Annotated in this window: 21 protein-coding genes; 8 read left to right on the plus strand and 13 right to left on the minus strand. The window is 66.1% G+C overall.

Annotated elements, in window-relative coordinates; all coding sequences use genetic code 11:
- The first annotated feature begins 102 nt into the window (after positions 1-102).
- Positions 103-1,065, plus strand: coding sequence for a GTP-binding protein (locus ABZE94_RS03765; protein WP_372874188.1), 963 nt, complete (start codon positions 103-105; stop codon positions 1,063-1,065).
- An 8-nt stretch (positions 1,066-1,073) separates the two neighbouring features.
- Here ABZE94_RS03765 and ABZE94_RS03770 read toward each other — a convergent pair whose 3' ends face one another.
- Positions 1,074-1,931 (minus strand): plasmid partitioning protein, encoded by an 858-nt coding sequence (locus ABZE94_RS03770; protein WP_372874189.1) that lies wholly within the window; start codon positions 1,929-1,931, stop codon positions 1,074-1,076.
- Between the two features lie 349 nt (positions 1,932-2,280).
- On the opposite strand from ABZE94_RS03770, the gene ABZE94_RS03775 reads away from it, so the two are divergent.
- Positions 2,281-3,162, plus strand: a complete 882-nt coding sequence (locus ABZE94_RS03775; RefSeq protein ID WP_372874190.1) for an alpha/beta fold hydrolase — start codon at positions 2,281-2,283, stop codon at positions 3,160-3,162.
- A gap of 10 nt (positions 3,163-3,172) precedes the next feature.
- On the opposite strand, the gene ABZE94_RS03780 is transcribed toward ABZE94_RS03775, so the two are convergent.
- The 3 genes from ABZE94_RS03780 to ABZE94_RS03790 form a co-directional block, all read right to left on the minus strand.
- Positions 3,173-3,562, minus strand: coding sequence for a DUF3301 domain-containing protein (locus ABZE94_RS03780; protein ID WP_372874191.1), 390 nt, complete (start codon positions 3,560-3,562; stop codon positions 3,173-3,175).
- Positions 3,563-3,657: 95 nt separating this feature from the next.
- The gene (locus ABZE94_RS03785) at positions 3,658-4,140 is read right to left on the minus strand and encodes an acyl-CoA thioesterase (RefSeq protein WP_372874192.1); all 483 of its coding nucleotides are present in this window, start codon (positions 4,138-4,140) and stop codon (positions 3,658-3,660) included.
- 64 nt (positions 4,141-4,204) lie between these two features.
- Positions 4,205-5,170, minus strand: coding sequence for an AraC family transcriptional regulator ligand-binding domain-containing protein (locus ABZE94_RS03790; RefSeq protein ID WP_372874193.1), 966 nt, complete (start codon positions 5,168-5,170; stop codon positions 4,205-4,207).
- A gap of 72 nt (positions 5,171-5,242) precedes the next feature.
- Between ABZE94_RS03790 and ABZE94_RS03795 the strand changes: the two genes are divergently transcribed.
- Positions 5,243-6,106 (plus strand): sterol desaturase family protein, encoded by an 864-nt coding sequence (locus tag ABZE94_RS03795; RefSeq protein ID WP_372874194.1) that lies wholly within the window; start codon positions 5,243-5,245, stop codon positions 6,104-6,106.
- Positions 6,103-6,696 (plus strand): NADPH-dependent FMN reductase, encoded by a 594-nt coding sequence (locus ABZE94_RS03800; protein ID WP_372874195.1) that lies wholly within the window; start codon positions 6,103-6,105, stop codon positions 6,694-6,696. Before ABZE94_RS03795 ends, ABZE94_RS03800 begins: the two co-directional genes overlap by 4 nt.
- Positions 6,697-6,703: 7 nt before the next feature.
- Here the strand turns inward: ABZE94_RS03800 and ABZE94_RS03805 are convergent, their stop codons facing one another.
- The 3 genes from ABZE94_RS03805 to ABZE94_RS03815 all read right to left on the minus strand — a co-directional run bounded on the left by ABZE94_RS03805 (position 6,704) and on the right by ABZE94_RS03815 (position 10,405).
- Entirely contained in the window at positions 6,704-7,462 is a 759-nt protein-coding gene (locus ABZE94_RS03805; protein ID WP_372874196.1) for an SDR family NAD(P)-dependent oxidoreductase, read from the minus strand.
- Positions 7,463-7,515: 53 nt separating this feature from the next.
- A complete protein-coding gene (locus ABZE94_RS03810) occupies positions 7,516-8,895 on the minus strand; it encodes a glutamine synthetase family protein (RefSeq protein ID WP_372874197.1) in 1,380 nt (459 codons plus the stop codon).
- 118 nt (positions 8,896-9,013) lie between these two features.
- Positions 9,014-10,405: an aspartate aminotransferase family protein gene (locus ABZE94_RS03815; protein WP_372874198.1), complete on the minus strand. Its 1,392-nt coding sequence runs from the start codon at positions 10,403-10,405 to the stop codon at positions 9,014-9,016.
- A gap of 131 nt (positions 10,406-10,536) precedes the next feature.
- Here ABZE94_RS03815 and ABZE94_RS03820 point away from each other — a divergent pair, with 131 nt between their 5' ends.
- Positions 10,537-11,298, plus strand: a complete 762-nt coding sequence (locus tag ABZE94_RS03820) for an SDR family NAD(P)-dependent oxidoreductase (protein WP_372874226.1) — start codon at positions 10,537-10,539, stop codon at positions 11,296-11,298.
- 204 nt (positions 11,299-11,502) lie between these two features.
- Positions 11,503-12,168 (plus strand): GntR family transcriptional regulator, encoded by a 666-nt coding sequence (locus tag ABZE94_RS03825; RefSeq protein ID WP_372874199.1) that lies wholly within the window; start codon positions 11,503-11,505, stop codon positions 12,166-12,168.
- A 27-nt stretch (positions 12,169-12,195) separates the two neighbouring features.
- On the opposite strand, the gene ABZE94_RS03830 is transcribed toward ABZE94_RS03825, so the two are convergent.
- Positions 12,196-12,606: an SMI1/KNR4 family protein gene (locus tag ABZE94_RS03830; protein WP_372874200.1), complete on the minus strand. Its 411-nt coding sequence runs from the start codon at positions 12,604-12,606 to the stop codon at positions 12,196-12,198.
- A 254-nt stretch (positions 12,607-12,860) separates the two neighbouring features.
- Between ABZE94_RS03830 and ABZE94_RS03835 the strand changes: the two genes are divergently transcribed.
- Complete coding sequence (locus ABZE94_RS03835; RefSeq protein ID WP_372874201.1) at positions 12,861-13,334, plus strand: aminoacyl-tRNA deacylase; 474 nt, start codon at positions 12,861-12,863, stop codon at positions 13,332-13,334.
- A gap of 232 nt (positions 13,335-13,566) precedes the next feature.
- Here the strand turns inward: ABZE94_RS03835 and ABZE94_RS03840 are convergent, their stop codons facing one another.
- The 4 genes from ABZE94_RS03840 to uvrD all read right to left on the minus strand — a co-directional run bounded on the left by ABZE94_RS03840 (position 13,567) and on the right by uvrD (position 18,638).
- The gene (locus ABZE94_RS03840; protein ID WP_372874202.1) at positions 13,567-14,412 is read right to left on the minus strand and encodes a Tim44 domain-containing protein; all 846 of its coding nucleotides are present in this window, start codon (positions 14,410-14,412) and stop codon (positions 13,567-13,569) included.
- A gap of 129 nt (positions 14,413-14,541) precedes the next feature.
- On the minus strand, positions 14,542-15,120 hold the full coding sequence (locus ABZE94_RS03845; protein ID WP_372874203.1) for a TetR/AcrR family transcriptional regulator: 579 nt from the start codon (positions 15,118-15,120) through the stop codon (positions 14,542-14,544).
- Positions 15,121-15,268: 148 nt separating this feature from the next.
- The gene (locus ABZE94_RS03850; RefSeq protein WP_372874204.1) at positions 15,269-16,363 is read right to left on the minus strand and encodes a TRAP transporter substrate-binding protein; all 1,095 of its coding nucleotides are present in this window, start codon (positions 16,361-16,363) and stop codon (positions 15,269-15,271) included.
- Positions 16,364-16,436: 73 nt separating this feature from the next.
- Positions 16,437-18,638, minus strand: coding sequence for a DNA helicase II (gene uvrD / locus ABZE94_RS03855; protein WP_372874205.1), 2,202 nt, complete (start codon positions 18,636-18,638; stop codon positions 16,437-16,439).
- Between the two features lie 232 nt (positions 18,639-18,870).
- On the opposite strand from uvrD, the gene ABZE94_RS03860 reads away from it, so the two are divergent.
- Positions 18,871-21,747, plus strand: a complete 2,877-nt coding sequence (locus tag ABZE94_RS03860; protein WP_372874206.1) for a putative bifunctional diguanylate cyclase/phosphodiesterase — start codon at positions 18,871-18,873, stop codon at positions 21,745-21,747.
- Positions 21,748-21,954: 207 nt separating this feature from the next.
- Here the strand turns inward: ABZE94_RS03860 and ABZE94_RS03865 are convergent, their stop codons facing one another.
- The gene (locus ABZE94_RS03865) at positions 21,955-23,385 is read right to left on the minus strand and encodes an aspartate kinase (RefSeq protein WP_372874207.1); all 1,431 of its coding nucleotides are present in this window, start codon (positions 23,383-23,385) and stop codon (positions 21,955-21,957) included.
- Positions 23,386-23,474 lie beyond the last annotated feature (89 nt).

A 23,474-nucleotide genomic window follows, 5' to 3' on the forward strand; every position in this document is an offset into this window, starting at 1 on the left:
AGCGATCGCGGACAAGCCCGCTCCCACAGATCGTTGCCCCGTTGCAGATCGCTCCGCACACAAACCCTTCCCCTTCCGCTCGAACAACCGCAGCATAGGCCCATGCTCAAGAATATCCCCACCCACCTGATCGCCGGCCCCCTGGGCGCCGGCAAGACCAGCCTGATCCGCAACCTGCTGGCTCAGCGTCCGGCCGCCGAGCGCTGGGCGGTGCTGATCAACGAGTTCGGCCTGATCGGCCTGGACGCTGCCCTGCTCGACAGCGACGCCGACGGCGTGGCCATGGGCGAGGTGGCCGGCGGCTGCCTGTGCTGCGTCAACGGCGTGCCCTTCCAGGTCGGCCTGAGCCGGCTGTTGCGCAAGGCCCGGCCGGATCGTCTGCTGATCGAGCCCTCCGGCCTGGGGCATCCGCTGCAACTATTGGCGCAACTGGGCGAGCCACCCTGGGCCGGGGTGCTGGCCGTGCAGGCGCCGGTGCTGGTGCTGGATGCCGCCGCCCTGGCTGCCGGCGTTGGCTTGCCCGACAGCCAGCAGGCCAGCTTGAGCAGCGCCGGCTTGCTGCTGCTGAACAAGGCCGAGAATCTGGACGAGGCGACCAGGGCACGGATCCAGGCGCAACTGCCGGCGCGCCCACTCCTGTGGACGAGCCAAGCGGCTTTGCCCTTGAGCCAGCTGCCCGGCTTCGCCGCCCGGGCCGAAGCGGGCACGGGGCTGGACGGCCTGCCCGGTGGTGCCGCCGCCGTGCCGCAGATCTGGCGCACGCTCGCCGAGCCGATCTGCCAGGTTCAGGCGCAAGCCGAGGCTTGGAGCATCGGCTGGCGCTGGCACCCGAGCCAGCGTTTCGAGCTGATGCGGGTGCAGCAGTGGCTGCAAGCACTGTCCTGGCGCCGCGCCAAGCTGGTGTTGCAGACCAATGCCGGCTGGCTCTCGGCCAATGCCCTGGACGGTCAGGCGTTGCACTGGCAAAACAGCGAATGGCGCAAGGACTCGCGGCTGGAACTGATCTTCGATCAGCCCCAGGAGGTCGAGACGTTGCGGCGGGGCATGGAGGCCTGCCGGATCTAGCCGCTTGCTCAGGGGTGGGCGTTGAACCAGGCGAGCACCTTGCCCGGCGAGGCGTCGAACCATTCGTGGTTCCCCAGGGGCTCGGTATAACGGCCGGTAGGGATGCCCTGATAGAGCAGGCGGTCGTAGTAGATGTCCATGCTCCACCAGGGCACTACTGTGTCGACGAAGCCATGGATGAAGAAAGTCGGCGGATGGTCGGCCGGCAGGCTGTCCGGCACCGCGCAGAGCGGCCCACTGCAGGTGGCGTAGGAGCCGGAATGCACCACCAGGGCCCTGAACTGGCCAGGGAAGGACACCGCCATGCGGCTGCTGTTGTAACCGCCGCTGGAAATCCCGGTGGCGTATTTGCGCTGGCCGTTGAGCGGGCCGAAGTGACCGTCATCGATGGCCTGGAACAGGTTGCTCAGAAAGGTGAAGTCCGTGCCGGTCGGGTACAGCTCTCCCGACAGCCCGGGGACATTGGTCTGCCAGAACAGGTCGGCCGGGGCGCTGGGGGCGATCACCGCATAGCCGTGGTCCAGCAGGGTCTTGATCGTCCGACCCTCGTTGTACAGCTTGCCCAGCCACTCGTTGCTGTAATAGACGAAGTCGTCCATGGCAAAGAACGAGCCCTGATAGAGGATGGCCACCGGCCAACCGCCGGCAGGCGGGGTGCCGGCCGGCGTCTGGTAGATCACCTGGCGGCTGCTCAGCGCGCCTGAGGCAATCCAGGTCGACTGATGACTGCAGCTGATCTTGCCGGGCAGGAACCAGGTTTTCTTGCGCTCGCTGCAGGGCGAGTCGGCCCAGCTCGGGCTCGCGAACAGGCAGGTCAGCAGGGCGATCAAGCCCAGCCGGCGGATACTCGGGTTGACAGTAGACATGGCAGTGCTCCGTCTTCTTGTTGGTTTTTTCCGTGTCGCCCTCCTGAACCTGGAGGGGTTTCCCTGGCGGGACGAACTGAAGTGAAACCCGGATTCCGATTCCGTCAAGCGCCGAACGCCCCCGCCTCGCCATGCCGAGCGGCCGGTGGTGACCGATTCGGGGCATGCCACGCCGCTGGACCAGCCCGAGCGGTTGAACGCCTTGCTGGAGCGCTTTATCCGCGCGCAGCGGTAATCAGAGAGTTGAGCGTGGAGTTGGGGGCGCCTAGGGGCGCCCTCTTTTTTGTTTGTGCGGCGCCAGGCCGCCACTGGCAGTAAACTGGCCGGCCAGCCGACAGTGAGCCGCCGCATGTACCTCGAATCCTGGTCCCACGCCTGTTCCGCCGGGTTCACCCTGCGCGGCTGGCATTCGCCGCCTTCGGGCAAGCCGTTGCTGCATTTTCTGCATGGCAACGGCTATTGCGGACGCGTCTACGAGCCGCTGCTGGCCTGTCTGGCCGCGGATTTCGACCTCTGGCTGTGCGATGCCCAGGGCCATGGCGACAGCGATCACGGCGGTCGTTTCCATGGCTGGAACCGCAGCGCCGAGTTGGCCCTGGAGGCGTTCGCCGTGGGCCGCAAGCACTTTACCGAGGTGCCGTTGTTTGCCGTCGGCCACAGTTTTGGCGGGGTCTTGACCAGCCTGATGCTGGCCCAGCAGCCGCAGCTGTTTCAGCGTGCGGTGCTGCTCGACCCGGTGCTGTTCACCCCGGCGATGATCGGGGTCATGGCGCTTTCCGACGTGGTCGGTCTGAGCCAGCGCAATACCCTGGCGAGCAAGGCGCGCAAGCGCCGCCGCGAGTGGCCGGATCGCGCGGCGGCGCATGCCGCGCTGCATGGCCGCGGGATGTTCCGTGGTTGGCACGAGGACGCCTTCTACGCCTATATCAATCACGCCTTGAAGGACACCGAAGAGGGTGTCGAGTTGAAGTGCCGGCCGAGCCGCGAGGCGGAAATCTTCGGCTCCTTCCCCAAGCGCTTGTGGCCGTCGCTGGCCAAGGTGACGACGCCGACCCAGGTGTTATACGGCCAGCACAGCTACCCCTTCGTCGCCAAGTCGGTGGCGCGCTGGTGCGCCAGCAATCCGCACATTCATGCCCAGGTGGTGGATGGCGGGCACTGCTTCATGCAGGAGCAGCCCGAGGAGGCCGCCATCCGCGTGCGCGATTTCTGCCTGCCGCAATATGCCTGAAGTCAGCCTCTCAGTCCTCGGGTGGCCGATGCTCGCGCCGCCACTTGTGCAGTTCGATCACCTGCGGATTTTCCGCCGGTGGCGTTCTGAACGGATGGGGCGCCAGTTCGATGCGGCCGACCTGCTGGCCGAACATGACGATGCTGCCGACATGACGTTGTTCGCCGGTGACGGTGAATTCGAAGCCATACACCCGCGCCAGGCGCTTGCGCCCGCGGGCATCGGCCAGCAGGGTGATCTTGCGCAGCGCGACGTTGCCGTCGAGCAGTTCGACATCGGCTTTCGCGCAGTGCTGTTTGACCTGTGCCAGTGCGCGCTCGCGCAAGCCGTGGGCATGCCACAGCCAGCCGCCGGCCGTGGCCAGCAGCATCAGGACGAAAATATTACCGAGGGTCAGCATTGCGGATTCCAGGAGGGCTTGGTCAGAGCGCAGGTTGGCGCGAGGTGGCTCAGGCCATTCTGCCAGTCCCGCTGCGGGCTGTCTTGCCCGAGCCCTCAGCCGTCGTGTTTGAGGTCGCGGTAGCGCTGTTCCAGCTCCTGGCGAATCGCCCGGCGTTGCTGGCCCTGGGTGAAGCGCCGCTGTTCTTCGGAAGTCTGCGGTTGGCGAGTCGGTACCATTGCCGGTTTGCCCTGGTCGTCGACCGCGACCATGGTGAAGAAGCAGCTGTTGGTGTGGCGCACCGAGCGCTGGCGGATGTTTTCGGTGACCACCTTGATGCCGATCTCCATCGAGCTGCGCCCGGTGTAGTTGACCGAGGCGAGGAAAGTCACCAGTTCGCCGACGTGGATCGGCTGGCGGAAGGTCACCTGATCCACCGACAGGGTCACCACGTAGCAGCCGGCGTAGCGGCTGGCACAGGCATAGGCCACCTCGTCGAGGTATTTGAGCAGGGTGCCGCCGTGGACATTTCCGGAGAAATTGGCCATATCCGGGGTCATCAACACGGTCATCGTCAGTTGGGCGTTTCCGGCTTCCATAGGGCTCTCTTGCAGTTGAGGTGAGTGGATCCGGGCATTGTGACGCCCTCTCTATCAGAACGATTCAGCTGACCGGCGGGTCACGCCAGCGTTTGCGTGCATGCAGGTAGGCGGCGCTGTCGTTGTAGCCGAGCAGCTCGCCGATCTGCGCGCGGCTGCAGCCCTGCAGCTGGTAGTGCTGCTCCAGTTCGGCGCGCAGCAGGTCGAGTACCTGGCGAAAGCTCAGGTTCTGTTCCTCCAGGCGCCGGCGCAGGGTGCGCGGGCTCTGGTGCAGGGCTTCGGCGATGCTTTCCAGGCTCGGTGTCAAACCCTGTTCCAGCGCCTGGCGCGCGCTCGTGGCGACCTTGTCGGCCCAGCCGCCGAGCTGACGGCGCCGGGCCAGACGGCGCTCCAGCTCCTGGCAAAGCAGTTCGACCATGCCGGCATGCCGATTGAGCATCGGCTGGGCCTGGGTGGCAGGGGCGAACAGCAGACGGTTGTGTTCGGCATTGAACTCGACCCGCTCGCCGAACCAGGGCCGGTAGTGCTCATGGTAGGCCGGACGGGCATGGCGAAAGCGCGCGCACACCGGCGACAGCGGCTGGCCGGTACCGCGGCGCATCTGGGTCACCGCCATCACCATGTAGTGCTCGACCAGGTAGCGGGCCAGTTGCGGCGGGGCGTCGATCTGCAGTTCAACGCCGCTGCCCTCGGCCTCCTCGACCAGCCGCAACTGGTCGCTGTCGGCGGCCAGGCTGGCATAGCGCGCCCAGCAGCGGCTGGCCTCGGCGACGTCGGCGCAGAACAGACAGAGGTGCGCCAGCACGTGCCAGTCCTGGGGGCTGAACTGGCCGAACAGATGCAGGCCGATGGCCGGATCGTGTTCGGCGGCTGCCAGCCACAGCTGTTCCAGCGCGACCAGGCTGAAATCGGCCGAAGCGCTGGCACGGCTCTGCAGAAAGCGTTCGAGGACCCGGCCGAGGGGGCCGTGGTGGAAGCGCCGGGCCGGCAACTTGGCCCGTTCTCGGGTGTTTTTGTCCAGTTCGCGCATGTCGTCTCGGGCCTGCTTGGCTTCTTATGGGGCTGTCGCCCGGTGCGTCTGCCGGGCCCAGTCGAGGTTGCCATGAATCCAACAACAATCGCCAACAATCCCGCGCTCGTGGTCGGCGCGATCTTTCTCGGCTTCATCCTGCTGGAACTGGCCTGTGGCTGTTTCCGCCAGGCCAAGGGCCAGTGGCGCGATGTCGCCATCGAGGTGATCGGTTCGAGCCTGTTGCTCGGCCTGACCTTCCCACTGGTGTTCTTCCTCTGCGATGCACTGCTCGAGCACTGGGCGCCGCAGGCGCGCGGCGCCCTGAGCGGCGTGCCCTGGTTGGCCGGTTTCGGCCTGTTGCTGCTGGGCGACGACCTGACCCAGTATTGGTGGCATCGCCTGTCGCACCGGGTGCCCTGGCTGTACGCCCTGCACCGCGCGCACCACTCGGCGCCGTACATGAGCATCCGCATCGTCTACCGCAACAACAGCTTCTACTACCTGCTGATGCCCGGTATCTGGCTGTCCGCCGTGCTGGTCTATCTGGGCCTGGCCGAAGTCTATTATGTCTATCTGATCATCAAGATGACGGTGATCTTCGGCGCCCACAGCAGCCTGCCCTGGGACGACAGGCTCTACCGCATCCGCGCCCTGCGCCCGCTGATGTGGCTGCTGGAGCGGACCATCTCGACCCCGGCGACCCATTCCGCCCACCACGGCCAGAACGCCGCCGACGGGGTAACCCATTACAAGGGCAACTTTGGCAACCTGCTGTTCTTCTGGGACGTGCTGTTCGGCACGGCCAAGATCACCCGGCGCCGGCCCCAGGCCTTCGGCGTGGAGAACCTGCGCCCGGTGAGCTGGCAGCACGAGCTGTTCTGGCCCTTGGTGCGCCGCCGCCAGCCGGCCAAGGTCGTGGCGCCCGGGGCACTGGGCGATGGAGGTGGCCAATGAGCCTGAAACTGGTGCTGCTGGCCGGTTCCAGTCAGCCGTCCAGCCAGTCGGCCAAGGTCGCCGCCTACCTGCGCCGGCGCCTGCTGGAGCTGGGTCACTGCGCGGCGGCGGACCTCGGCCTGATCGACCTCGGCACCAGCCCGCTGCCGCTGTGGCCGGCCGAAGACCCTGGCGGCGCTTGGGCCGACTGCGCGGCGCTGCTGCGCGAGGCGGACGGGCTGGTGCTGGTCAGCCCGGAATGGCACGGCATGGCCAGCCCGGCGCTGAAGAACTTCTTCGTCTATGCCGGGCGCCGCGAACTGGGGCACAAGCCGGGGCTGCTGGTCGGTGTCTCGGCTGGCCAGGGCGGCGCCTACCCGCTGAGCGAGCTGCGCGCCTCCAGCTACAAGAACTGCCGGCTGTGCTACCTGCCCGAGCAACTGATCGTGCGTCAGGTCGAAACGGTGCTCAACGGCGAGCTGCCAGCCGACGAAGACGATGCGCGGATCCGCGCCCGCGCCGATTGGGCGCTCGGGGTGCTGGTGCAGTATGCGCGGGCCATGCGCCTGCTGCGCACGACCATCGAGCCGGCCTTCGCCAACGGCATGTGAGCCGGCCTTACCTGCCGGCCGACAGGCCGAAGTCGATCGCCAGGTCGGCGCCGGTGATCGCCTCGGCCTGCGGCTGGCACAGGTACCAGACCAGTTCGGCGACCTCCTCGGGACGCAGGAAGCGTGCCTCGCGGCCCTGGGGGTAGAGGCTCAGCAGCTCGCGCTTGTAGCCGGTCGGGTTGCCCTTGCCGTAGCGTTCGGCCTGGTAGTCGAGCATCGGCGTGGCGATGTCGCCGGGCGACACCGCGTTGACCCGCACGCCGTGCCCGGCCAGCTCCAGAGCCAGGGTCTTGCTCAGCATCACCAGCGCGGCCTTGCTCGCGCAGTAGGCCGCCGAGCCGCGGTAGGCCTGGCGGCCGGCGTCGCTGGCGATATTGACGATGCAGCCGCGGCTCTCCTTGAGGTGGGGGATGGCCGCCTGGCTGATGTAGAAGGCCGCCTTCAGGTTGACGCCCATGACCAGGTCGAAGTCCTCCTCGCCGAAGCTCTCCACCGGCCCCTCGCGCCAGACCCCGGCGGCGTTGACCACGGCATCCAGGCGGCCGGTGGCGACCAGGGTCTCGGCGATCAGCTCATGGCAGTTGCTGGCGCTGCGCAGGTCGGCGGTGGCGCTGAAGTCCAGCGGCACCACGGTATTGAGCGCATGCAGACCGGCCTTGTCGACATCGCTGGCGGTGACCCGCCAGCGGCTCTGGGAGAAGCGTTTGGCGATAGCGCGGCCGAGGCCGCCGGCGGCGCCGGTGATCAGGATGACGGGCGTGCTCATGAAGTTCTCCTCGTGGCTGGTTCAATCAGTGTAGGTAAGGCTGGAGGGTTGGCTCAGGCGTGGCTCAGGTACCAGCGCCAGTCCTGCTCGCCGACTTCGCCCATGAACTGGCGGAACTCGGCCCATTTGATCGCCAGGAACACCTTGAGGAAGTCCTCGCCCAGTGCTTCCCTGGCCCAGTTGGAGTGTTCCAGCGCGCGCAGGGCGGTCAGCCAGTCGGTCGGCAGGGTCTCGCACGCCTGCTGGTAGCCGTTGCCGACGATGGCCGGGCCCGGATCGAGTTGCTGCTGGATGCCGGTGTGAATGCCGGCAAGGATCGCCGCGGCGGCGAGATAGGGGTTGGCGTCGGCGCCGCAGATGCGGTGCTCGATGTGGCGGCTGTTGGCCGGGCCGCCCGGCACGCGCAGCGACACCGTGCGGTTGTTCACCCCCCAGTTCTTGGTCAGCGGCGCGTAGCTGTTGGCCTGGAAGCGCCGGTAGGAGTTGGCGTTGGGGCAGAAGATCGCCAGGGCGTCGTTGAGCGTGGCCATCATGCCGCCGATGGCATGGCGCAGCAGCGTGCCCTGCCCGCCTTCAAGGTCGGAAAGCTCGCTGGCCATCAGGTTGTTGCCCTCGGCATCGGCCAGGCTGACGTGCAGGTGCATACCGCTGCCGGCCAGGTCGCCGAATGGTTTGGCCATGAAACAGGCCTGCAAGCCATGCTTGTTGGCCACGCCCTTGACCAGGCGCTTGTAGCGCACGCCTTCGTCGATCGCCTGCAGCGCGTCGAAGCGGTGCTCCAGGGTCAGCTCCAGCTGGCCCGGGGCGTACTCGGAGATCGCCGTGCGCACCGGCAAGCCCTGCACTTCGCAGGCGGCGTAGAGGTCATCGAGAAACGGCTGCATTTGCTCCAGCTCGTAGACGCCGTACACCTGCGGTGCCTGTGGGCGTACGCCGTTCATCTGCAGCGCCGGTTGCGGGCGGCCGTTGGCGTCGCGGGTCTTGTCCAGCAGATAGAACTCCAGTTCCACCGCCATCACCGGGTGGTAGCCGTCGGCCTTGAGCCGGTCGATGGCGCGCACCAGCACATGCCGTGGGTCGGCCGGGCTGGCGGGCAGGCCCTGGGTCGGGTGCATGCTCACCTGCAATTGGCCGGTGGGCGTGGTGCGCCAGGGTTGCAGCGTCAGGCTGCCGGGCAGTGGGTAGGTCCAGCAGTCGGCATCGGCGACTTCCCAGACCAGGCCGCTTTCTTCCACGTCCTCGCCCTGGATGGTCAGCGCCAGGATCGAGCTGGGTAGCGGCCGGCCATTGGCATAGATGGCCAAAAGTTCGTCGCGGTGCAGCAGCTTGCCGCGCGGAATACCGTTGGCGTCGATCAGCATCAGCTCGATGCTGCGTACTTCGGGGTGGCGGGCGAGGAAGTCATGGGCTTCCTGGATATCGGCGAATTGCATGGTCGGTGTCCTGGGTAGGATGGGTTAGCCGCGTGCCGGCGTAACCCATCGATGCGATCTGATGGGTATCGCGGTGCTCAACCAGCGCGGCCCGACCCATCCTACGAAATTGCCGGCGTTATTCGCGGGCGCCGGGGATGGCCAGCAGCTCGGTGAAGGCCGCATCGAGCATGGTGATCAGCTGGTCCACATCCTCTACCGTGGTGCTCGGGCAGCACAGGGTCATGTTGTGGAACGGCGTGATCAGGATGCCGCGGTTGATCAGGTACAGGTGGATGGCCATCTGCAGCTCGTCGTGGAAGGCCGCTTCGGCCTCGGCGCCGGTCTTCGGCGAGACCGGGCAGAACTGAAACTCACTGCGCGCGCCCAGCTCGGTCACCGACCACTTGAGGTCGTACTTGCCGATCAGGCGGCGGAAGCCGTCGGCCAGGCGCTTGGCCAGCGGCAGCATGTGGTCGTAGGCAGCCGGGGTCATCACCTGTTCCAGGTTGGCGCGCATGCAGTGCATGGCCAGGGCGTTGGCCGACAGGGTGGTGCCCATGCCGCTGTGACCGTGGCCGTGGCTGTTCTCGCTGGCGCGCTGGCCGGCGGCGGTCATGGCCTCGGCCATCGCCGCGCTGCAGCCGAAGATGCCACAGGGTACGCCGCCGGCGATCGGCTTGCCGACCACGAAGAAGTCCGGCTCGAGGTTCCACAGCTTGGTGCAGCCGCCGATGTCGGTGGAAATGGTGTGGGTCTCGTCGATGATCAGCAGCGCGCCGTATTTCTTGGTCAGCTCGCGGCACTGCTGCATGAAGCCCGGCTCGGGCAGGACCATGCCGATGTTGGTCATCGCCGGCTCGCAGAGCAGGGCGCAGACGTCACCCTTCGCCAGCGCGGCCTCCAGGGCGGCGACATCGTTGAACGGGATGGCGCGGCTGTACTGGGTCAGGTCATAGGCCTGGCCGACCAGGCCAGAGCGCGGCACGGTCTCGCCGTCGCGGTAGCGCACCATCACGTCGTCGACGGTGCCGTGGTAGCAGCCGTCGAATACCAGCAGGGTCTTGCGCTGGGTGATTTCGCGGGCCCAGCGCAGCACGTAGCGGTTCGAATCCGTGGCGGTGGCGGTGACCTGCCAGAACGGCAGGCCGAAGCGTGCGGCCAGCAGTTCGCCGCAGACCACCGCATCTTCGCCCGGCAGCATGGTGGTCAGGCCGTTGTTGCCCTGATCACTGATGGCCTTGGCGATCGGGTCCGGCGAGTGGCCGAACATGCAGCCGGTGTCGCCCAGGCAGAAGTCGATGTAGGCGTGGCCGTCGACGTCATAGAAGCGTGCGCCCTTGGCGCGTTCGACGAACAGCGGCACCGGGGTCGACCAGTCGGCCATCCAGTGCATCGGCACGCCGCCATATAACGAATTGCGCGCGCGTTCGGCCAGGGCCACGGACTGGGGGTTGCGCTCGATAAAGCGCTGGCGCTCGCGCTGGGCGAAGGCTTCTACGGCGGATGGGCTGATACCACTGGCAGTCATGTTGAACACCTCGTTCGAATTTCCGAACATGATCTTTTGTGATCACAAATAAGTCAATAGATGCCTTACAAGCGGTATTCAGGTAGATTAATCTTAATTTTGTGATCACAGGTTGGATGTAAATGAAAAATATGCAGCAGGTGGCCCTGGTCAGCGGGGCGGGTAGCGACAGCGGTATCGGCCTGGCCATCGCCCGCCGCCTCGGTAAGCAGGGCGTGCGCGTACTGCTCACGGCCAGCAGCGCACGGGTCGAACAGCGTGCTGCCGAGCTGTGCGCTGAAGGTATTCAAGCGCGTGCCCGCGCCGCCGACCTAACCGATGAGCAGCAGGTGGCCGAACTGGTCGAATGGGCCCTGGCGCAGTGGGGGCAGATTGACATCCTGGTGAACAACGCCGGCATGGCCATGCAGGGCAGCCCGGAGCCGTTCGCCGAGCTGGCCGAGATGGACCTGGCTACCTGGAACCTGTCGCTCAACCGTAATCTGACCACCACCTTTCTGCTTACCCGTGGCGTGTTGCCGGGTATGCGCGAGCGTGGCTACGGGCGCATCGTCAATATCAGCTCGACCACCGGCACCCGCGGCAGCAACCCCGGTGAATCCGCCTACAGCGCGGCCAAGGCCGGCATGCTCGGCCTGTCCATGGGCCTGGCGCTGGAAGTGGCCAAGCAGGGCATCACGGTCAACAGCGTGGCGCCCGGTTGGATCGCCACCGGATCGAGCACCGACGAGGAGCGCCACGCCGCGGGCTACACGCCGATGGGCCGGGCCGGCCGTCCGCAGGAGATCGCCGCTGCCGTGGCCTTTCTCGCCTCGCCCGAAGCCAGCTACATTACCGGCGAGGTGCTGGTTGTGGACGGCGGCAACTGCCTGATCGAAAACAAGGCCCCCTGAGCGTTTCTGCGTCGGTCAGGCGTTGTTGCAGGGGGGCTCGAAAATGCTCATTGACTGCAGTCAACTCCGCTTTTCAAGCACCCCTGCGCCTAGCCTGCCGCTAGCAGAAGCGCTCAGCTTTCGTTGAATACATTGGAGAACAGCATGCGCAATTGCCTACTGACCCTTTCCCAGCTCCCCGCACCGCCACAGGGGCGCTGAAGCATGGCCGACAACCTGCAGGAACAGCTCTACCAGAATATCCGTGGTGCCTTGCTGGCCGGGCGTTTCCAGCCCGGCGAGCGCCTGAAGATTCGTGACCTGGCGGCCGAGTGGGGCACCAGCCCGATGCCGGTGCGCGCCGCCTTGCAGCGGCTGGTCGCCGAGGGCGCCCTGGAGGGCGAGCCGCAACGTTCGCTGCGGGTGCCAGCGATGACCCGCGAGCGCTACCAGCAGCTGCTGCCGGTGCGCATCAGCCTAGAGGGCCTGGCGGTGGAGCTGGCCGCCGCGCGGATCGGTCCGGCCGAACTGGCGGCGCTGCAGGCGTGCATCGCGCGCATGGAAAGCGCCCTCGAGCGGCGCGACGTGCAGGCCTACCTCAGCGACAACAGCCAGTTTCACCTGAGCCTGTACCAGGCCTGCGGTAATCCGGTGCTGCTGCGCCTGATCGAGTCGCTGTGGCTGCAGGTCGGGCCCTTCTTCAATCGCCTGTTCACCGAGGCCGACCTGTCACTGCGCCTCAACGATTTCCACGAGGATGTGTTCCGGGCCCTGCGCGCCGGCGACGGCAAGGCGGCGCGGGCGGCGATGGAGCAGGACCTGAGCTTCTTCGGCCAGTTCCTGCTCAATCTGCTGGGGCTGGAGCAGGGCGAGGCCAGTCGTCAGGGTTGATACCAGCCTGGCCAGGCTCGGACGGGCTCAGCTCTCCAGCCAGACGTCGCGTACCCAGTGCCACACCGAGTCCCAGCTCTCGTCTTCACTCAGTTCGCCGCTCTCGCCGTCCCAGAGCACCACGGTGCCGTCCTGTTCGACGCAGTAGTAGTTGCCGCGATCCTCGCAGATCGGCACCAGCTCGCGTGATACCCCCAGCGACCAGGCCACCGAGGCGACTTCCGGCAGGTAGGTGTGCGACTGCGGGTCGGTGGCGGTGACCGGCTCCAGGCGGCCGTAGACCACATCGCTGACCTTGAGCAGAAACTCGCGCAGCTCGAACGGCAGGTTGATCAGAATCTGCTCTTCGATCTCCACCAGCAGTTCTTCTTCCGGCAGTTCCAGCGGCACTGGCACCGGTTCGTTCATTTCACGCAGTTGTTCGATGACTTCTTCCACGGCAGCAGGACCTCGTGCATAGGGATGGGTTTTATACAGTAGCCGGCGTGCGGAGGAAAAGCCGCCCGTCCCGCCATTGCTGTTTGCGGGTGTTGACGACCCTTGCCGTCTATCTGTGCAAGGCAGAAAAGCGCCGGCCGCTGGTGGCCTTCCATCCACTGGTGCGGCTCGGCGCCTGGGCGCGAACTAAACTTCGAACAGGAGCCTGTCACTTAATTACAGCTTGAGCGTCAGGCTCGAGCAGGAGGTGGGTCATGCATATGGCAGCAACGTTGAAACGTAGCCTGGAAAGCGCGCAGTGCCAGTTCGAGATCGTCCCTCACCCGCATTCCGCGAGCAGCCTGGAGTCGGCGCGGGTGGCCAGCATCCCGGCCGAGCGCCTGGCCAAGCCGGTGATCCTCGACGATCGCAAGGGGCACTACCTGATGGCGGTGGTGCCGGCCAACCGGCATCTGGACATGAGCATGGTCAGCAAGGGCAACGAGCACTGGGAACTGACCAGCGAATCGACCATCGCCAGCCTGTTCAAGGATTGCGAGCTGGGCGCGGTGCCGGCGGTCAGTGAGCCCTACGGGATGAGCATGCGCGTCGACCCCCTGCTGACCCGCCAGCAGGACATCTACTTCGAGGCCGGCGATCACGAGAGCCTGGTGCACATGAGCACCGAGCAGTTTCTCAAGCTGGTGCCCCATGCCGAAGTCTGTGAACTGTGCCCGCAGCCCGGCTAGGCCTCCGGTGCCGCCGATCTTCGTCTGGCGCCGTTCGATCGCCCGGCGCCAGCCGCATCGGGTCGGTCAGCCGCGGGTGAAGGGACGCCGCTGAGGAGCCCCGGGGCGAACCCGGGGCCACTGACCGGCTGTTGAAAAACTACCTACGTTGCCGATGCGTCGTTATAAACAGGCTCGGCTGCCGCGCCGACGTTTTTCAACGGCCTGCGAGGCGAGGGTTTTTCACCGCTGCTCAGTTCTGGCGGATACCGGCGACCAGCCACGGCTGGTTGTCACCGGCTACGCGCTCCATGCGCCAGCTTTCGCTGAAGGCTTCGCCTTGGTCGAAGCGCGAGGTTTTGGCCACGCCGGTGAAGGTCAGGGTGGCGACGGTCTTGTCGCTCAGGTCGTCGACGCCGTCCAGCTGCACCTCGAGGTTGTCGACATAGGTGGACTGGAAGCCCTCGCCCAGGTCGGCGCGTTCGCGCTTGAGGAATTCGAGCAGCGGCGGGGTGACGAACTCGGCGATCTTGTCCATCTCGTCGGCGTCCCAGTGCTGCTGCAGGCTGAGAAAGTGCTCGCGGCCGGCGCTGACGAAGCTTTGCTCGTTGAACCAGGCCGGCGCATTGATCACCGGCTTGATGGCGGCGGCGCCGGCACCCCCGAAGATCGAGGCGGGCGCAGCCTGGGCGGGCATGTCGCGCTGCATGGGCGCGCCATTGGCGGTTAGCGGGCCTGCCTGCTTGCGCCGGGAGGCGAGGAAGCGGAACAGCAGGAAGGCGATCAGGCCGAAGATCAGCATGTCCATGATCTGCAGGCCTTCGAAGCCGTCACCCATGAACATCGAGGCGAGCAGGCCGCCCGCGGCCAGGCCGGCCAATGGGCCAAGCCAGCGCGAGGCGCCGCTGGCCGCAGCAGGCTGACGACCGGCGGTCGGCGTGGTGGCGGTCGAGGTTGGCGAGGTGGTCTGGCGAGTCTGGTGGCTAGGCGCGGAGCCGAAGGATTTGGCGCCGCCAAAACGCTTGGCTTCGGCATCGAAACTCATGGTAAGGCCCACACTCAGGCACATGGCCAGGGCAATGCTAAGGAAACGCTGCATGTTTAGCTGTCTCTTGGTGGTTGGAACGCTGCACGGCATCTTGCCCGCCAACGCTGCGGAAGGCCAGCCATAGAATGTTTCGGGCTTTTGCTTTTCGCTCAAGGGTAGGTATGGCCTCGGCGCGGCAACCTAGCGGTGCAGCAGCATCTGCAGCGCTGCGCAGCGCAGTTGACGACGCAGGAAGGCACGGAACTCGACGGGATCCTCCTCGGGATGGCGCAACCAGTGGATGAAGCTGCGCAGGTAGACGCCGGTCAGTAGGCTTTCCTCGGCGATGCGCTGCAGGTGCCGGCTTTCCCGGCGGGCGCCCTCGCGCCACCATTGCACGGTGCGGCTGATGCGCAGCAGGCCGAGCACTTGCAGGTGCAGGTGCCCGGGTTCGAGCTTGTACAGCAGCATCTGCCCGGTCACCGAGCGGTGCGCGGCCAGGTTGTCGAGCCAGGCGACCAGCAGTTCTTCCAGGCGCTTGGCCGGCTCCAGCGGGCCGAGGTCGGCGGCGCTGCTGCGCGCCAGCATGGCGCGGTCGGCGCGGTCGAACCAGGCTTCGACCAGTTGATCCTTTTCCCGGTAATGGGCGGCGATGGCGTCCAGGCCAACGTTCAGGTGCGCGGCCACATCGAACAGGTGCAGGCGTTCCCAGCCACAGACATCGGCCAGTTGCAGGGCGGCATCGAGGATCTGGGGCGCTGTAGTTGTCGGCTTTTTCATCGGCTCACCTCGCCAAGCAGTATGGGCCGGGAGGAGCGCGAGGCGAGGCGGAGTCGACCAACGGAAGCCGAGGCCCCGGTTGGTCGTAGGGTGCGCCGTGCGCACCACCTGGCATTGCGAGGGTGCGCGCGGCGCACCCTGCAGCGGCTCAACGCCAGTTATACAGCTCCTTCTCGGACAGCTTGTGCATCTGGCTGGTTTGCGCCTGGAAGGCCTTCATCGAGGCCCAGATGCGCCCGTTCAGTTCGCTCTGCGCGGCCAGCTCGCCGAGCACCACTGCGGATTCGCGCTGCAGGGCGTCGAGCACCTCGTCGGGGAAGCGTTTGAGCAGGGTGCCCTGCTGCTGCAGTTCGTCCAGGGCCAGGGCGTTGTTGTAGACGTAGTCGTCGAGCATGTCCTGGCTGGCGGCGCGGGCCGCTTCGTTGAGGATCGCCTGCAGGTCGGCCGGCAGGCTGTCCAGGGCCTTCTGGTTGATCAGTAGTTCGAGCACCGCCTGCGGCTCCTGCCAGCCCGGGTAGTAGTAGAACTTGGCCGCCTTGTGCAGGCCGAAGGCCAGGTCGTTGTAGGGGCTGACCCAGTCGCTGGCGTCGATGGCGCCGGTCTGCAGGGCGGTGAACACCTCGCCGCCGGGCAGGTTGACGGTGGTCGCACCGAGCTTGCTCAACACCTCGCCGCCGAGGCCGGGCATGCGGATCTTCAGGCCCTTGAGGTCGTCCAGGGCGTTGATCTCCTTGTTGTACCAGCCGCCCATCTGCATGCCGGTATTGCCCACTACCAGCGGCTTGACGCCGTAGGGGGCGTAGGCCTCGTCCCACAGCGCCTGGCCGCCGCCCTTGCTCAGCCAGGCATTCATCTCCGCGGTGGACAGGCCGAAGGGCACGGCGGTGAAGAACTGCGCGGCCGGCACCTTGCCCTTCCAGTAATAGGCGGCGCCATGGCCCAGTTCGGCGGTGCCGCGCGAGACCGCGTCGAACACCTCCAGCGGCGGCACCAGTTCGCCGCCGGCATAGACCTTGATGGTCAGGCGCCCGGCGCTCATGGTCGCGACCCGCTCGGCCAGGCGCTCGGCAGCGGTGCCCAGGCCCGGGTAGTTCTTCGGCCAGGCGGTGACCATCTTCCACTGGAAACTCTGCACCGGCGCGGCCGTGGCCTGCTCGCTGGCGGCTTTTTCATCCTTGCAGCCGGCCAGGCCGATAGCGGCGAGCAGAACCACGGCGGCGCTGAAGAGGTTGCGGCGATTCATCGGTGCTTCCTTATTGTTTGTATGTAGGGCGGGTGCAACCCGCCAAAAGCCAGGCGGGTTGCACCCGCCCTAATTACAGCGCGTTCAGCTTGGCGTAGCTGAGCATCAGCCATTTGCTGCCTTCGCTTTCGAAATTCACCTGCACCCGTGCCTGGGCGCCGGAGCCCTCGAAGTTGAGGATGGTGCCCTCACCGAACAGCGCATGCTGCACCCGTTGGCCGAGGCTGAACGCGGTGTCCGGCACGGCGCTGCCGGCGAACAGGCTGCTGCCGCTCATGCCGCCGTTCGTGCTGCGGCTGTTCGTGGCGAAGGGCCGGCTGACGCTATTGGACAGGCGTACTTCCTGAACCAGCTGCGCTGGAATCTCGCGGACGAAGCGCGACACCTTGTTGTAGGTCTCGCTGCCGTAGAGGCGGCGGGTCTCGGCGTAGGTGATCACCAGTTTCTGCATGGCACGGGTGATGCCGACATAGGCCAGGCGGCGCTCTTCCTCCAGGCGGCCGGGTTCTTCCAGGCTCATCTTATGCGGGAACAGGCCTTCCTCCAGGCCGACCAGGAACACCTGGGGAAACTCCAGGCCCTTGGCGCTGTGCAGGGTCATCAGCTGGATGCTGTCCTCGTTCTCCGCGGCCTGGGTATCGCCGGCCTCCAGCGAGGCGTGGCCGAGGAAGGCTTGCAGCGGGGTCAGTTCGTCGTCTTCGGCGTTATCGAAGGTGCGCGCGGCGCTGACCAGTTCCTCGAGGTTTTCGATCCGCGACTGGGCCTTCTCGCCCTTTTCCGCCTGGTGGTAGGCGATCAGCCCGCTCTGCTCGATGACCGTTTGGGTCATCAGGTGCAGCGGCATGTCCAAGACCTTGGCGGCGAGGTTTTCGATCAACTCGACGAAGCCGGCCAGGGCGCCCGCGGCGCGGCCCGGCAGGGCCTTGTTGGCGATCATCAGGCGGATCGCCTGCCACATCGCCACATCATGTTCGCGGGCGTAGGCGCGGATCGCCTCGACGCTCTTCTCGCCGATGCCGCGCGCCGGCACATTGATTACCCGCTCCAGCGCCGCGTCGTTGCCGCGGCCGTCGAGCAGGCGCAGATAGGCCATGGCGTTCTTGATTTCGGCGCGCTCGAAGAAGCGCTGGCCGCCGTAGATGCGGTAGGGGATCTTCTCGCGCAGCAGGGCCTCTTCCAGCACCCGCGACTGGGCGTTGGAGCGATACAGGATGGCGATCTCGCTGCGCTTGAGGCCGTCCTTGCGCAGGGCGTCCTCGATCGTCTCGACCACGTAGCGCGCCTCGTCGTGCTCGTTGAACGCGGCATACAGATCGAGCAATTCGCCGTTGCCGACATCGGTCCGCAGCTCCTTGCCCAGACGCCCCTGGTTATGGGCGATCAGCGCGTTGGCGGCATTGAGAATATTGGCAGTGGAGCGGTAGTTCTGCTCCAGGCGGATGATTTCTGCATCCGGGAAATCGCTGTCGAACTGCTGGATATTCTCGATCTTGGCGCCGCGCCAGCCATAGATCGACTGGTCGTCGTCGCCCACCACCATCAGGCTGTCGCCGCCCTTGGCCAGGTGCTGCAACCAGGCGTACTGCACGGCGTTGGTGTCCTGGAACTCGTCGACCAGAATATGCCGGAAGCGCCGCTGGTAATGTGCGAGCAGGCCCGGCTTGTCGCGCCACAGGTCGAGCGCGCGCAGCAGCAGTTCGGCGAAGTCGATCACTCCGGCGCGGGCGCAGGCCGCTTCATAGGCTTCGTAGATGCCGCGCATGGTCGCGAGGAACAGGTCGCCGCCGGCCTGGGTGTGCTGCGGGCGCAGGCCTTCGTCCTTCTGCCCGTTGATGAACCATTGCGCCTGCTTGGCCGGCCAGCGCTGCTCGTCCAGGCCCAGCTCGCGGATCACCCGCTTGACCAGGCGCTGCTGGTCGTCGGAATCGAGGATCTGGAAGTTCTCGGCCAGGCCGGCTTCCTGCCAGTGCGCGCGCAACAGGCGGTGGGCCAGGCCGTGGAAGGTGCCGACCCACATGCCGGCCGGATTGACGCCGAGCATCTGTTCGATGCGTGCGCGCATCTCGGCGGCGGCCTTGTTGGTAAAGGTCACCGACAGGACGCTGTGCGGCGAGGCGTTTTCCAGCTGGATCAGCCAGGCGATACGGTGCACCAGCACCCGGGTCTTGCCGGAGCCGGCGCCGGCCAGCACCAGCTGCCGGCCCAGGCGGGCCGTGACGGCCCGGCGTTGGGCATCGTTGAGGGAGGCGATCAGGAGTTCGGGGTCATTTTGCATCGCGGCATTCTAGGCGGCGGCGGCGGCGAGGGCAAACCGGGAGCGCGGCACATCGCCGCACGGCTGCCAGTGGACGACCGGCCAGTCACCTTGCCGGGTGGATGTTGCAGGTCATTCTGACCCGGCAGGGTGGCCTGTCGGCTCGGTAAATTTGCACAGATGATTGTTGGGCGAAGCGTCTAGCTCGGGTATGCTCCGCCGACCTAGGCACTCCAATACAAGAAAATAGCCTATGACCCAGACCGCTAGCGCCACTGCCAAACCGACGCTGGACAGTACACAAGAGATTCGTCAGCAATTCGCCACGGATATCGCCATCGAACGTACCCGCCTGCTGTATCAGGGCTCGTGGGTGCCTACGCTATTCATGCTGCTCAATGGCGCGGCCTGCGCCTATTTGCTCTGGGCGCCGCCGAGCCGGGTCATGCTCTCCGGCTGGTTGATCTGGCTGGTGCTGCTGGCCGTTCTGCGCCTGCTCCAGGTCGGCGCCTTCAATCGTGCCCAGCCGAGTTGCCAGGTGCAGGCGCATTGGCGGCGCAACTTCCTGTTTGGCGCCGGCGCCTCCGGGCTGACCCTGGCCTTCGCCGCCATCGCCCTGGTGCCGGCCGATGTGTTCTACCAGCAGGCCCTGGTCTACGGCCTGATCGCCGCGGCAATTCTTTCCGCCAGCGTGGCCTATGCCGTCAGCCTGTCGGCGTTTCTGACCTTCGCCTTGCCCTGCCTGCTGCCGTCGGTGGCCTATCTGCTGTTCAGCGAGCATAGCCTGCAGCGCGGCTGGGGCATGCTTGGTGGGATCCTGTTGCTGACCCTGCTGGTGGTGACCTGGCAGGTCAACCGCCTGCTGCAGCGCAGCCTGTTGCAGCGCTTTCAGAATCAGGCGCTGATCGGCCGTCTGGAGCATGCCCGGCAGCAGGCCGAGACGCTCAATGGCGAACTGGAACGCGAGGTCGAGCAGCGCCGCTGGGCCGAAGGTGAGCTGCGCACGGCCCATGCCGAGCTGGAAATGCGCGTGGCCGAGCGCACCCTGGAGCTGGACGATGCCACCCATGCCCTGAGCAAGAGCGAGGCGCGCCTGGCCCTGGCCCTGGAGGCCAGCGAACTGGGGTTGTGGGACTGGAACCTGCAGAGCGATGAAGTGCATCACTCGCAGCTCAAGGAAATCTTCGGCCTCGAGCCCGAGGCGGTGCAGGCCATGCTGCGCGACCTCAAGCCGCGTCTGCACCCGGACGACCTGCCGTTGCTGCGCCGCACCCTGGTCGAACACATGAAGGGCCGCAGCGACGGTTATCAGATCGAATACCGGGTCAAGCACGCCGATGGCCACTGGGTCTGGGTCGAGGATCGCGGCCGCGCCGTGGAGCGCGACGCCCAGGGCCGGGTGCTGCGCATGCTCGGCACGCGGCGCACCATCACCGCACGCAAGCAGCAGGAAGAACAGCAACGCCTGGCCGCTACGGTGTTCGAGGCGGCCAGCGAAGGCATCGTCATTCTCGACCCGGACTACCGCCTGCTGGCGGTCAATCAGGCATTCAGTCAGGTCACCGGTTATCGCCAGGAAGACGTGCTCGGCAAGAGCGTCGCCAGCCTGATCAGCAGCCGCGACACCCGCCACCAGTACCAGATGATCCGCCTGGAGCTGGAACGCGGCGACCACTGGCAGGGCGAGTTGATCGAGACGCGCAAGAACGGCGAACTCTACCCGCAACTGCTGCAACTCAACGTGGTGCGCGATGCGCGCGGGCTGGTCAGCCATATCGTCGGCTTCTTCGCCGACCTGTCATCGCGGCGCGAGGCCGAGGAGCGTCTGCGCTATCTGTCGCACTACGACGACCTGACCGGCCTGGCCAACCGCAGCCTGTTCCGCGAGCGCCTGCACGAGGCCAGTCAGCGTTCGCGGCAGAGCGGGCGCGGCCTGGCCTTGCTGCACGTCGACCTGGACCGCTTCAAGTGGCTTAACGACAGCCTCGGCCATGAAGTGGCCGATCAATTGTTGCGGCAGATGAGCCGCCGCCTGAGTCAGGCAATACCCGAGGCCGACACCATTGCGCGCTTGTCCGGCGACGAATTCGCCGTGTTGCTCGATTCCTACGGCAGCCTCTCGACCCTGGCGCGCATGGCCAGCCGCCTGCTGGCCAAATTGCGCCTGCCGATGACCATCGGCGGTCAGGAACTGGTGGTCAGTGCCTCCCTGGGCATCAGCCTGCTGCCGGACAACGCGCGGGAGATCTCGACTCTGGTCAGCCAGGCCGATATGGCCATGCAGCATGCCAAGCACCTGGGCGGCAACACCTTCCAGTTCTTCACCGACAATCTGCAGGCCTGCACCCTGGAACGCCTGCAACTGGAGACCCAGTTGCGCAAGGCGATCGACGAGCACCAGCTGGAGGTGTTCTACCAGCCCAAGCTGTGCCTGGCCGACGACAGCCTCAACGCCGCCGAGGCGCTGGTGCGCTGGCGCCATCCGGAGCGCGGGCTGGTGCCGCCGGGGGATTTCATCGGCCTGGCCGAGGAGACCGGGCTGATCGCGCCTATCGGCGAATTCGTCCTGCGCCGCGCCTGTCAGCAGGCACGGGACTGGCAACTGCAGGGCCTGGCGCAGATCCGGGTGTCGGTGAACCTGTCGGTGCATCAGTTGCGCCAGGGCAAGCTGACCAGCCTGGTGCGCCAGGTGCTCGACGAAACCGGCCTGGCGCCGCAGTTCCTCGAGCTGGAATTGACCGAGAGCCAGTTGCTCGACAACGTCGAGAGCGTCATCACCACCTTCCAGCAGCTGCGCGACCTGGGGGTCAAGCTGGCGATCGACGACTTCGGCACCGGCTACTCCTCGCTCAGCTACCTCAAACGCTTCCCGGTGGACTACGTGAAGATCGACCAGACCTTTATCCGCGACCTGGCGATCGGCGGCGAGGATGCAGCGATTACCCGCGCGATCATCGTCATGGCCCACAGCCTGGAGTTGAAGGTGGTCGCCGAGGGCGTGGAAACCCAGGAGCAGATGGATTTCCTCAAGGCCCAGCAGTGCGACGAAATCCAGGGCTACCTGATCAGCAAGCCGGTGCCGGCGGAGCAATTCGCCCAGTTGCTGCGCGACCAGGCCCGTCTACTCTGAGATCAATGCGGGATGAGGGATGCGCCATCGGCTCGTTCCGCTTCAGGCCGGCCAGAACCGGCCAAAATGAGGTTGTCCGAGAACGGCAATCGAACGCAATTTGTAGGTTGGCGCTGAGGAACCAAGCCCAACAACATCAACGTGTTGGGCTTCGCGGAGTTCAGCCTGCGCGGCCCGGGCTACGCGCCCCGGGCCAGCCTACAAAAACTAGGCCGCGGCGATCACGTCGCCATGGTTTTCCGGTTCGATCAGCGCCCGGTGCAGCGTGGCCACGGCGGCGTCGTAGTCTTCCTCGTTGACCACGCACTGCATCCCCACCTGGCGGATCGATTGGTGCACCGCCTGGATGCTGATGCCCGCTTCGGCCAGCGCCGCCACCGTCTTGGCGAGGATGCCCTTGACCTTCAGGTCCGAGCCGATCGCCGAGACGATGGCGACGTTGTGCACGGTCACCTCGGCGGCCGGGTAGCGTTCCTCGATCAGCCGGGCGGCGCGGTTGATCAGCTTGCGCGAACCCGAGGCGTAATAGGTGATGCTGTTGGCGTCGGAGTCCTTGTTGACCACGTACAGGCGCAGTTGCTTGAGCAGCTTGGTGATCTCGATGTCGTAGCCGACGTCGCCGAGCATTTCCTGGTCGAAGACCTCCAGGCCGAATACGTCCTTGCGCCCGGCGATGATCTCCACGCAGGGCCGCTCGCTGCGGTAGGGCTGGCTGATCAGGGTGCCGGCATGTTCGGGCTCGAAGGCATTCTTGATGCGCAACTCGATATTGGCCCGGCGCAGGGTCTTGGCGGCCTTGGGGTGGATGGCCTCCATGCCCAGGTTGGACAGTTGGTCGGCGACGTCGTAATTGGTCCGGCCGATGGTCACCACCTTGTCGGCGCCGACCAGCTTGGGGTCGGCGCTGCTGAGGTGGAATTCCTTGTGGATGATCGCCTCGCGGGCGCCGGTGGCGGCGGCGATCTGGGCGAAGGTGATCTCGCTGTAGCCGCGGTCGAAGGTGTTCATCAGGCCTTCGCTGCAGTGGGTATAGCCGGTGGCGACGGCCAGCTCGCAGCTCAGGTCGACCTCTGCGAAGCAACTGCGGATCATCGCCTCGAAGGGCAGTGGCGCGTCCAGGTGCCAGCCGGTGAGGTCGACCAGCTTGGCGTTGACCCCGCGCTGCTTGAGCGCCAGCACGGTATTGAAGGCGCTGTGCGCTTCACCCAGCGAGGCGAGCATTTCGCGCACCTTCATCAGGTGTTCGGTGAGCTGGAAGTGGCCGTAGGCGCACAGCCGCTGCAGGCTGTGCATGCACTCGCGGACATCGTCGATGCGCGCGCCGATGAACTGGTTGGCCGCCTGGCGCTCGAATTCGCCGGCGAACAGCGCGGCGTTCTTCGCCAGCATCTGCAGGCGCACCGCTTCCAGCGCCTCGAGCCAGGCCTCTTCATTATGGGCATCGGCGAAGCGCTGGTAGACGCCGGGTTCGCCGGTTTTCTTGTGTTCCAGCAGCAGGTTGGTCATGCCGCTGAAGGCCGAGACGACGAAGACCCGCTGGTATAGGCGCTGGTCCTGGCGCTGGCCGATGAGAATGTTGTCGAGCACTTCCTCGAAGCGGCTCATGGAGGTGCCGCCGATTTTTTCTACGGTATGCATGAGAGTCCGGTCGTGGTGATTGCAGCGGGTGGCCGACAAGCGCCCACCCAGGAATAGATCAGGCCCGCTGTTGCGGGCCTGTCTGTGTG

The organism is Pseudomonas sp., from assembly GCF_041601375.1.
In the GTDB taxonomy this organism is placed as follows: Bacteria; Pseudomonadota; Gammaproteobacteria; order Pseudomonadales; family Pseudomonadaceae; genus Aquipseudomonas.

What these genes read in the sequence shown, in the direction of transcription:
- ABZE94_RS03845 (WP_372874203.1), bottom strand. Translation starts at nt 15,120, where the DNA reads ATGAAAAAGCCGACAACTACAGCGCCCCAGATCCTCGATGCCGCCCTG.
- ABZE94_RS03820 (WP_372874226.1), top strand. Translation starts at nt 10,537, where the DNA reads ATGCAGCAGGTGGCCCTGGTCAGCGGGGCGGGTAGCGACAGCGGTATC.
- ABZE94_RS03765 (WP_372874188.1), top strand. Translation starts at nt 103, where the DNA reads ATGCTCAAGAATATCCCCACCCACCTGATCGCCGGCCCCCTGGGCGCC.
- ABZE94_RS03850 (WP_372874204.1), bottom strand. Translation starts at nt 16,363, where the DNA reads ATGAATCGCCGCAACCTCTTCAGCGCCGCCGTGGTTCTGCTCGCCGCT.
- ABZE94_RS03815 (WP_372874198.1), bottom strand. Translation starts at nt 10,405, where the DNA reads ATGACTGCCAGTGGTATCAGCCCATCCGCCGTAGAAGCCTTCGCCCAG.
- ABZE94_RS03835 (WP_372874201.1), top strand. Translation starts at nt 12,861, where the DNA reads ATGCATATGGCAGCAACGTTGAAACGTAGCCTGGAAAGCGCGCAGTGC.
- ABZE94_RS03805 (WP_372874196.1), bottom strand. Translation starts at nt 7,462, where the DNA reads ATGAGCACGCCCGTCATCCTGATCACCGGCGCCGCCGGCGGCCTCGGC.
- ABZE94_RS03790 (WP_372874193.1), bottom strand. Translation starts at nt 5,170, where the DNA reads ATGCGCGAACTGGACAAAAACACCCGAGAACGGGCCAAGTTGCCGGCC.
- ABZE94_RS03775 (WP_372874190.1), top strand. Translation starts at nt 2,281, where the DNA reads ATGTACCTCGAATCCTGGTCCCACGCCTGTTCCGCCGGGTTCACCCTG.
- ABZE94_RS03840 (WP_372874202.1), bottom strand. Translation starts at nt 14,412, where the DNA reads ATGCAGCGTTTCCTTAGCATTGCCCTGGCCATGTGCCTGAGTGTGGGC.
- uvrD (WP_372874205.1), bottom strand. Translation starts at nt 18,638, where the DNA reads ATGCAAAATGACCCCGAACTCCTGATCGCCTCCCTCAACGATGCCCAA.
- ABZE94_RS03795 (WP_372874194.1), top strand. Translation starts at nt 5,243, where the DNA reads ATGAATCCAACAACAATCGCCAACAATCCCGCGCTCGTGGTCGGCGCG.
- ABZE94_RS03780 (WP_372874191.1), bottom strand. Translation starts at nt 3,562, where the DNA reads ATGCTGACCCTCGGTAATATTTTCGTCCTGATGCTGCTGGCCACGGCC.
- ABZE94_RS03865 (WP_372874207.1), bottom strand. Translation starts at nt 23,385, where the DNA reads ATGCATACCGTAGAAAAAATCGGCGGCACCTCCATGAGCCGCTTCGAG.
- ABZE94_RS03810 (WP_372874197.1), bottom strand. Translation starts at nt 8,895, where the DNA reads ATGCAATTCGCCGATATCCAGGAAGCCCATGACTTCCTCGCCCGCCAC.
- ABZE94_RS03770 (WP_372874189.1), bottom strand. Translation starts at nt 1,931, where the DNA reads ATGTCTACTGTCAACCCGAGTATCCGCCGGCTGGGCTTGATCGCCCTG.
- ABZE94_RS03800 (WP_372874195.1), top strand. Translation starts at nt 6,103, where the DNA reads ATGAGCCTGAAACTGGTGCTGCTGGCCGGTTCCAGTCAGCCGTCCAGC.
- ABZE94_RS03860 (WP_372874206.1), top strand. Translation starts at nt 18,871, where the DNA reads ATGACCCAGACCGCTAGCGCCACTGCCAAACCGACGCTGGACAGTACA.
- ABZE94_RS03785 (WP_372874192.1), bottom strand. Translation starts at nt 4,140, where the DNA reads ATGGAAGCCGGAAACGCCCAACTGACGATGACCGTGTTGATGACCCCG.
- ABZE94_RS03825 (WP_372874199.1), top strand. Translation starts at nt 11,503, where the DNA reads ATGGCCGACAACCTGCAGGAACAGCTCTACCAGAATATCCGTGGTGCC.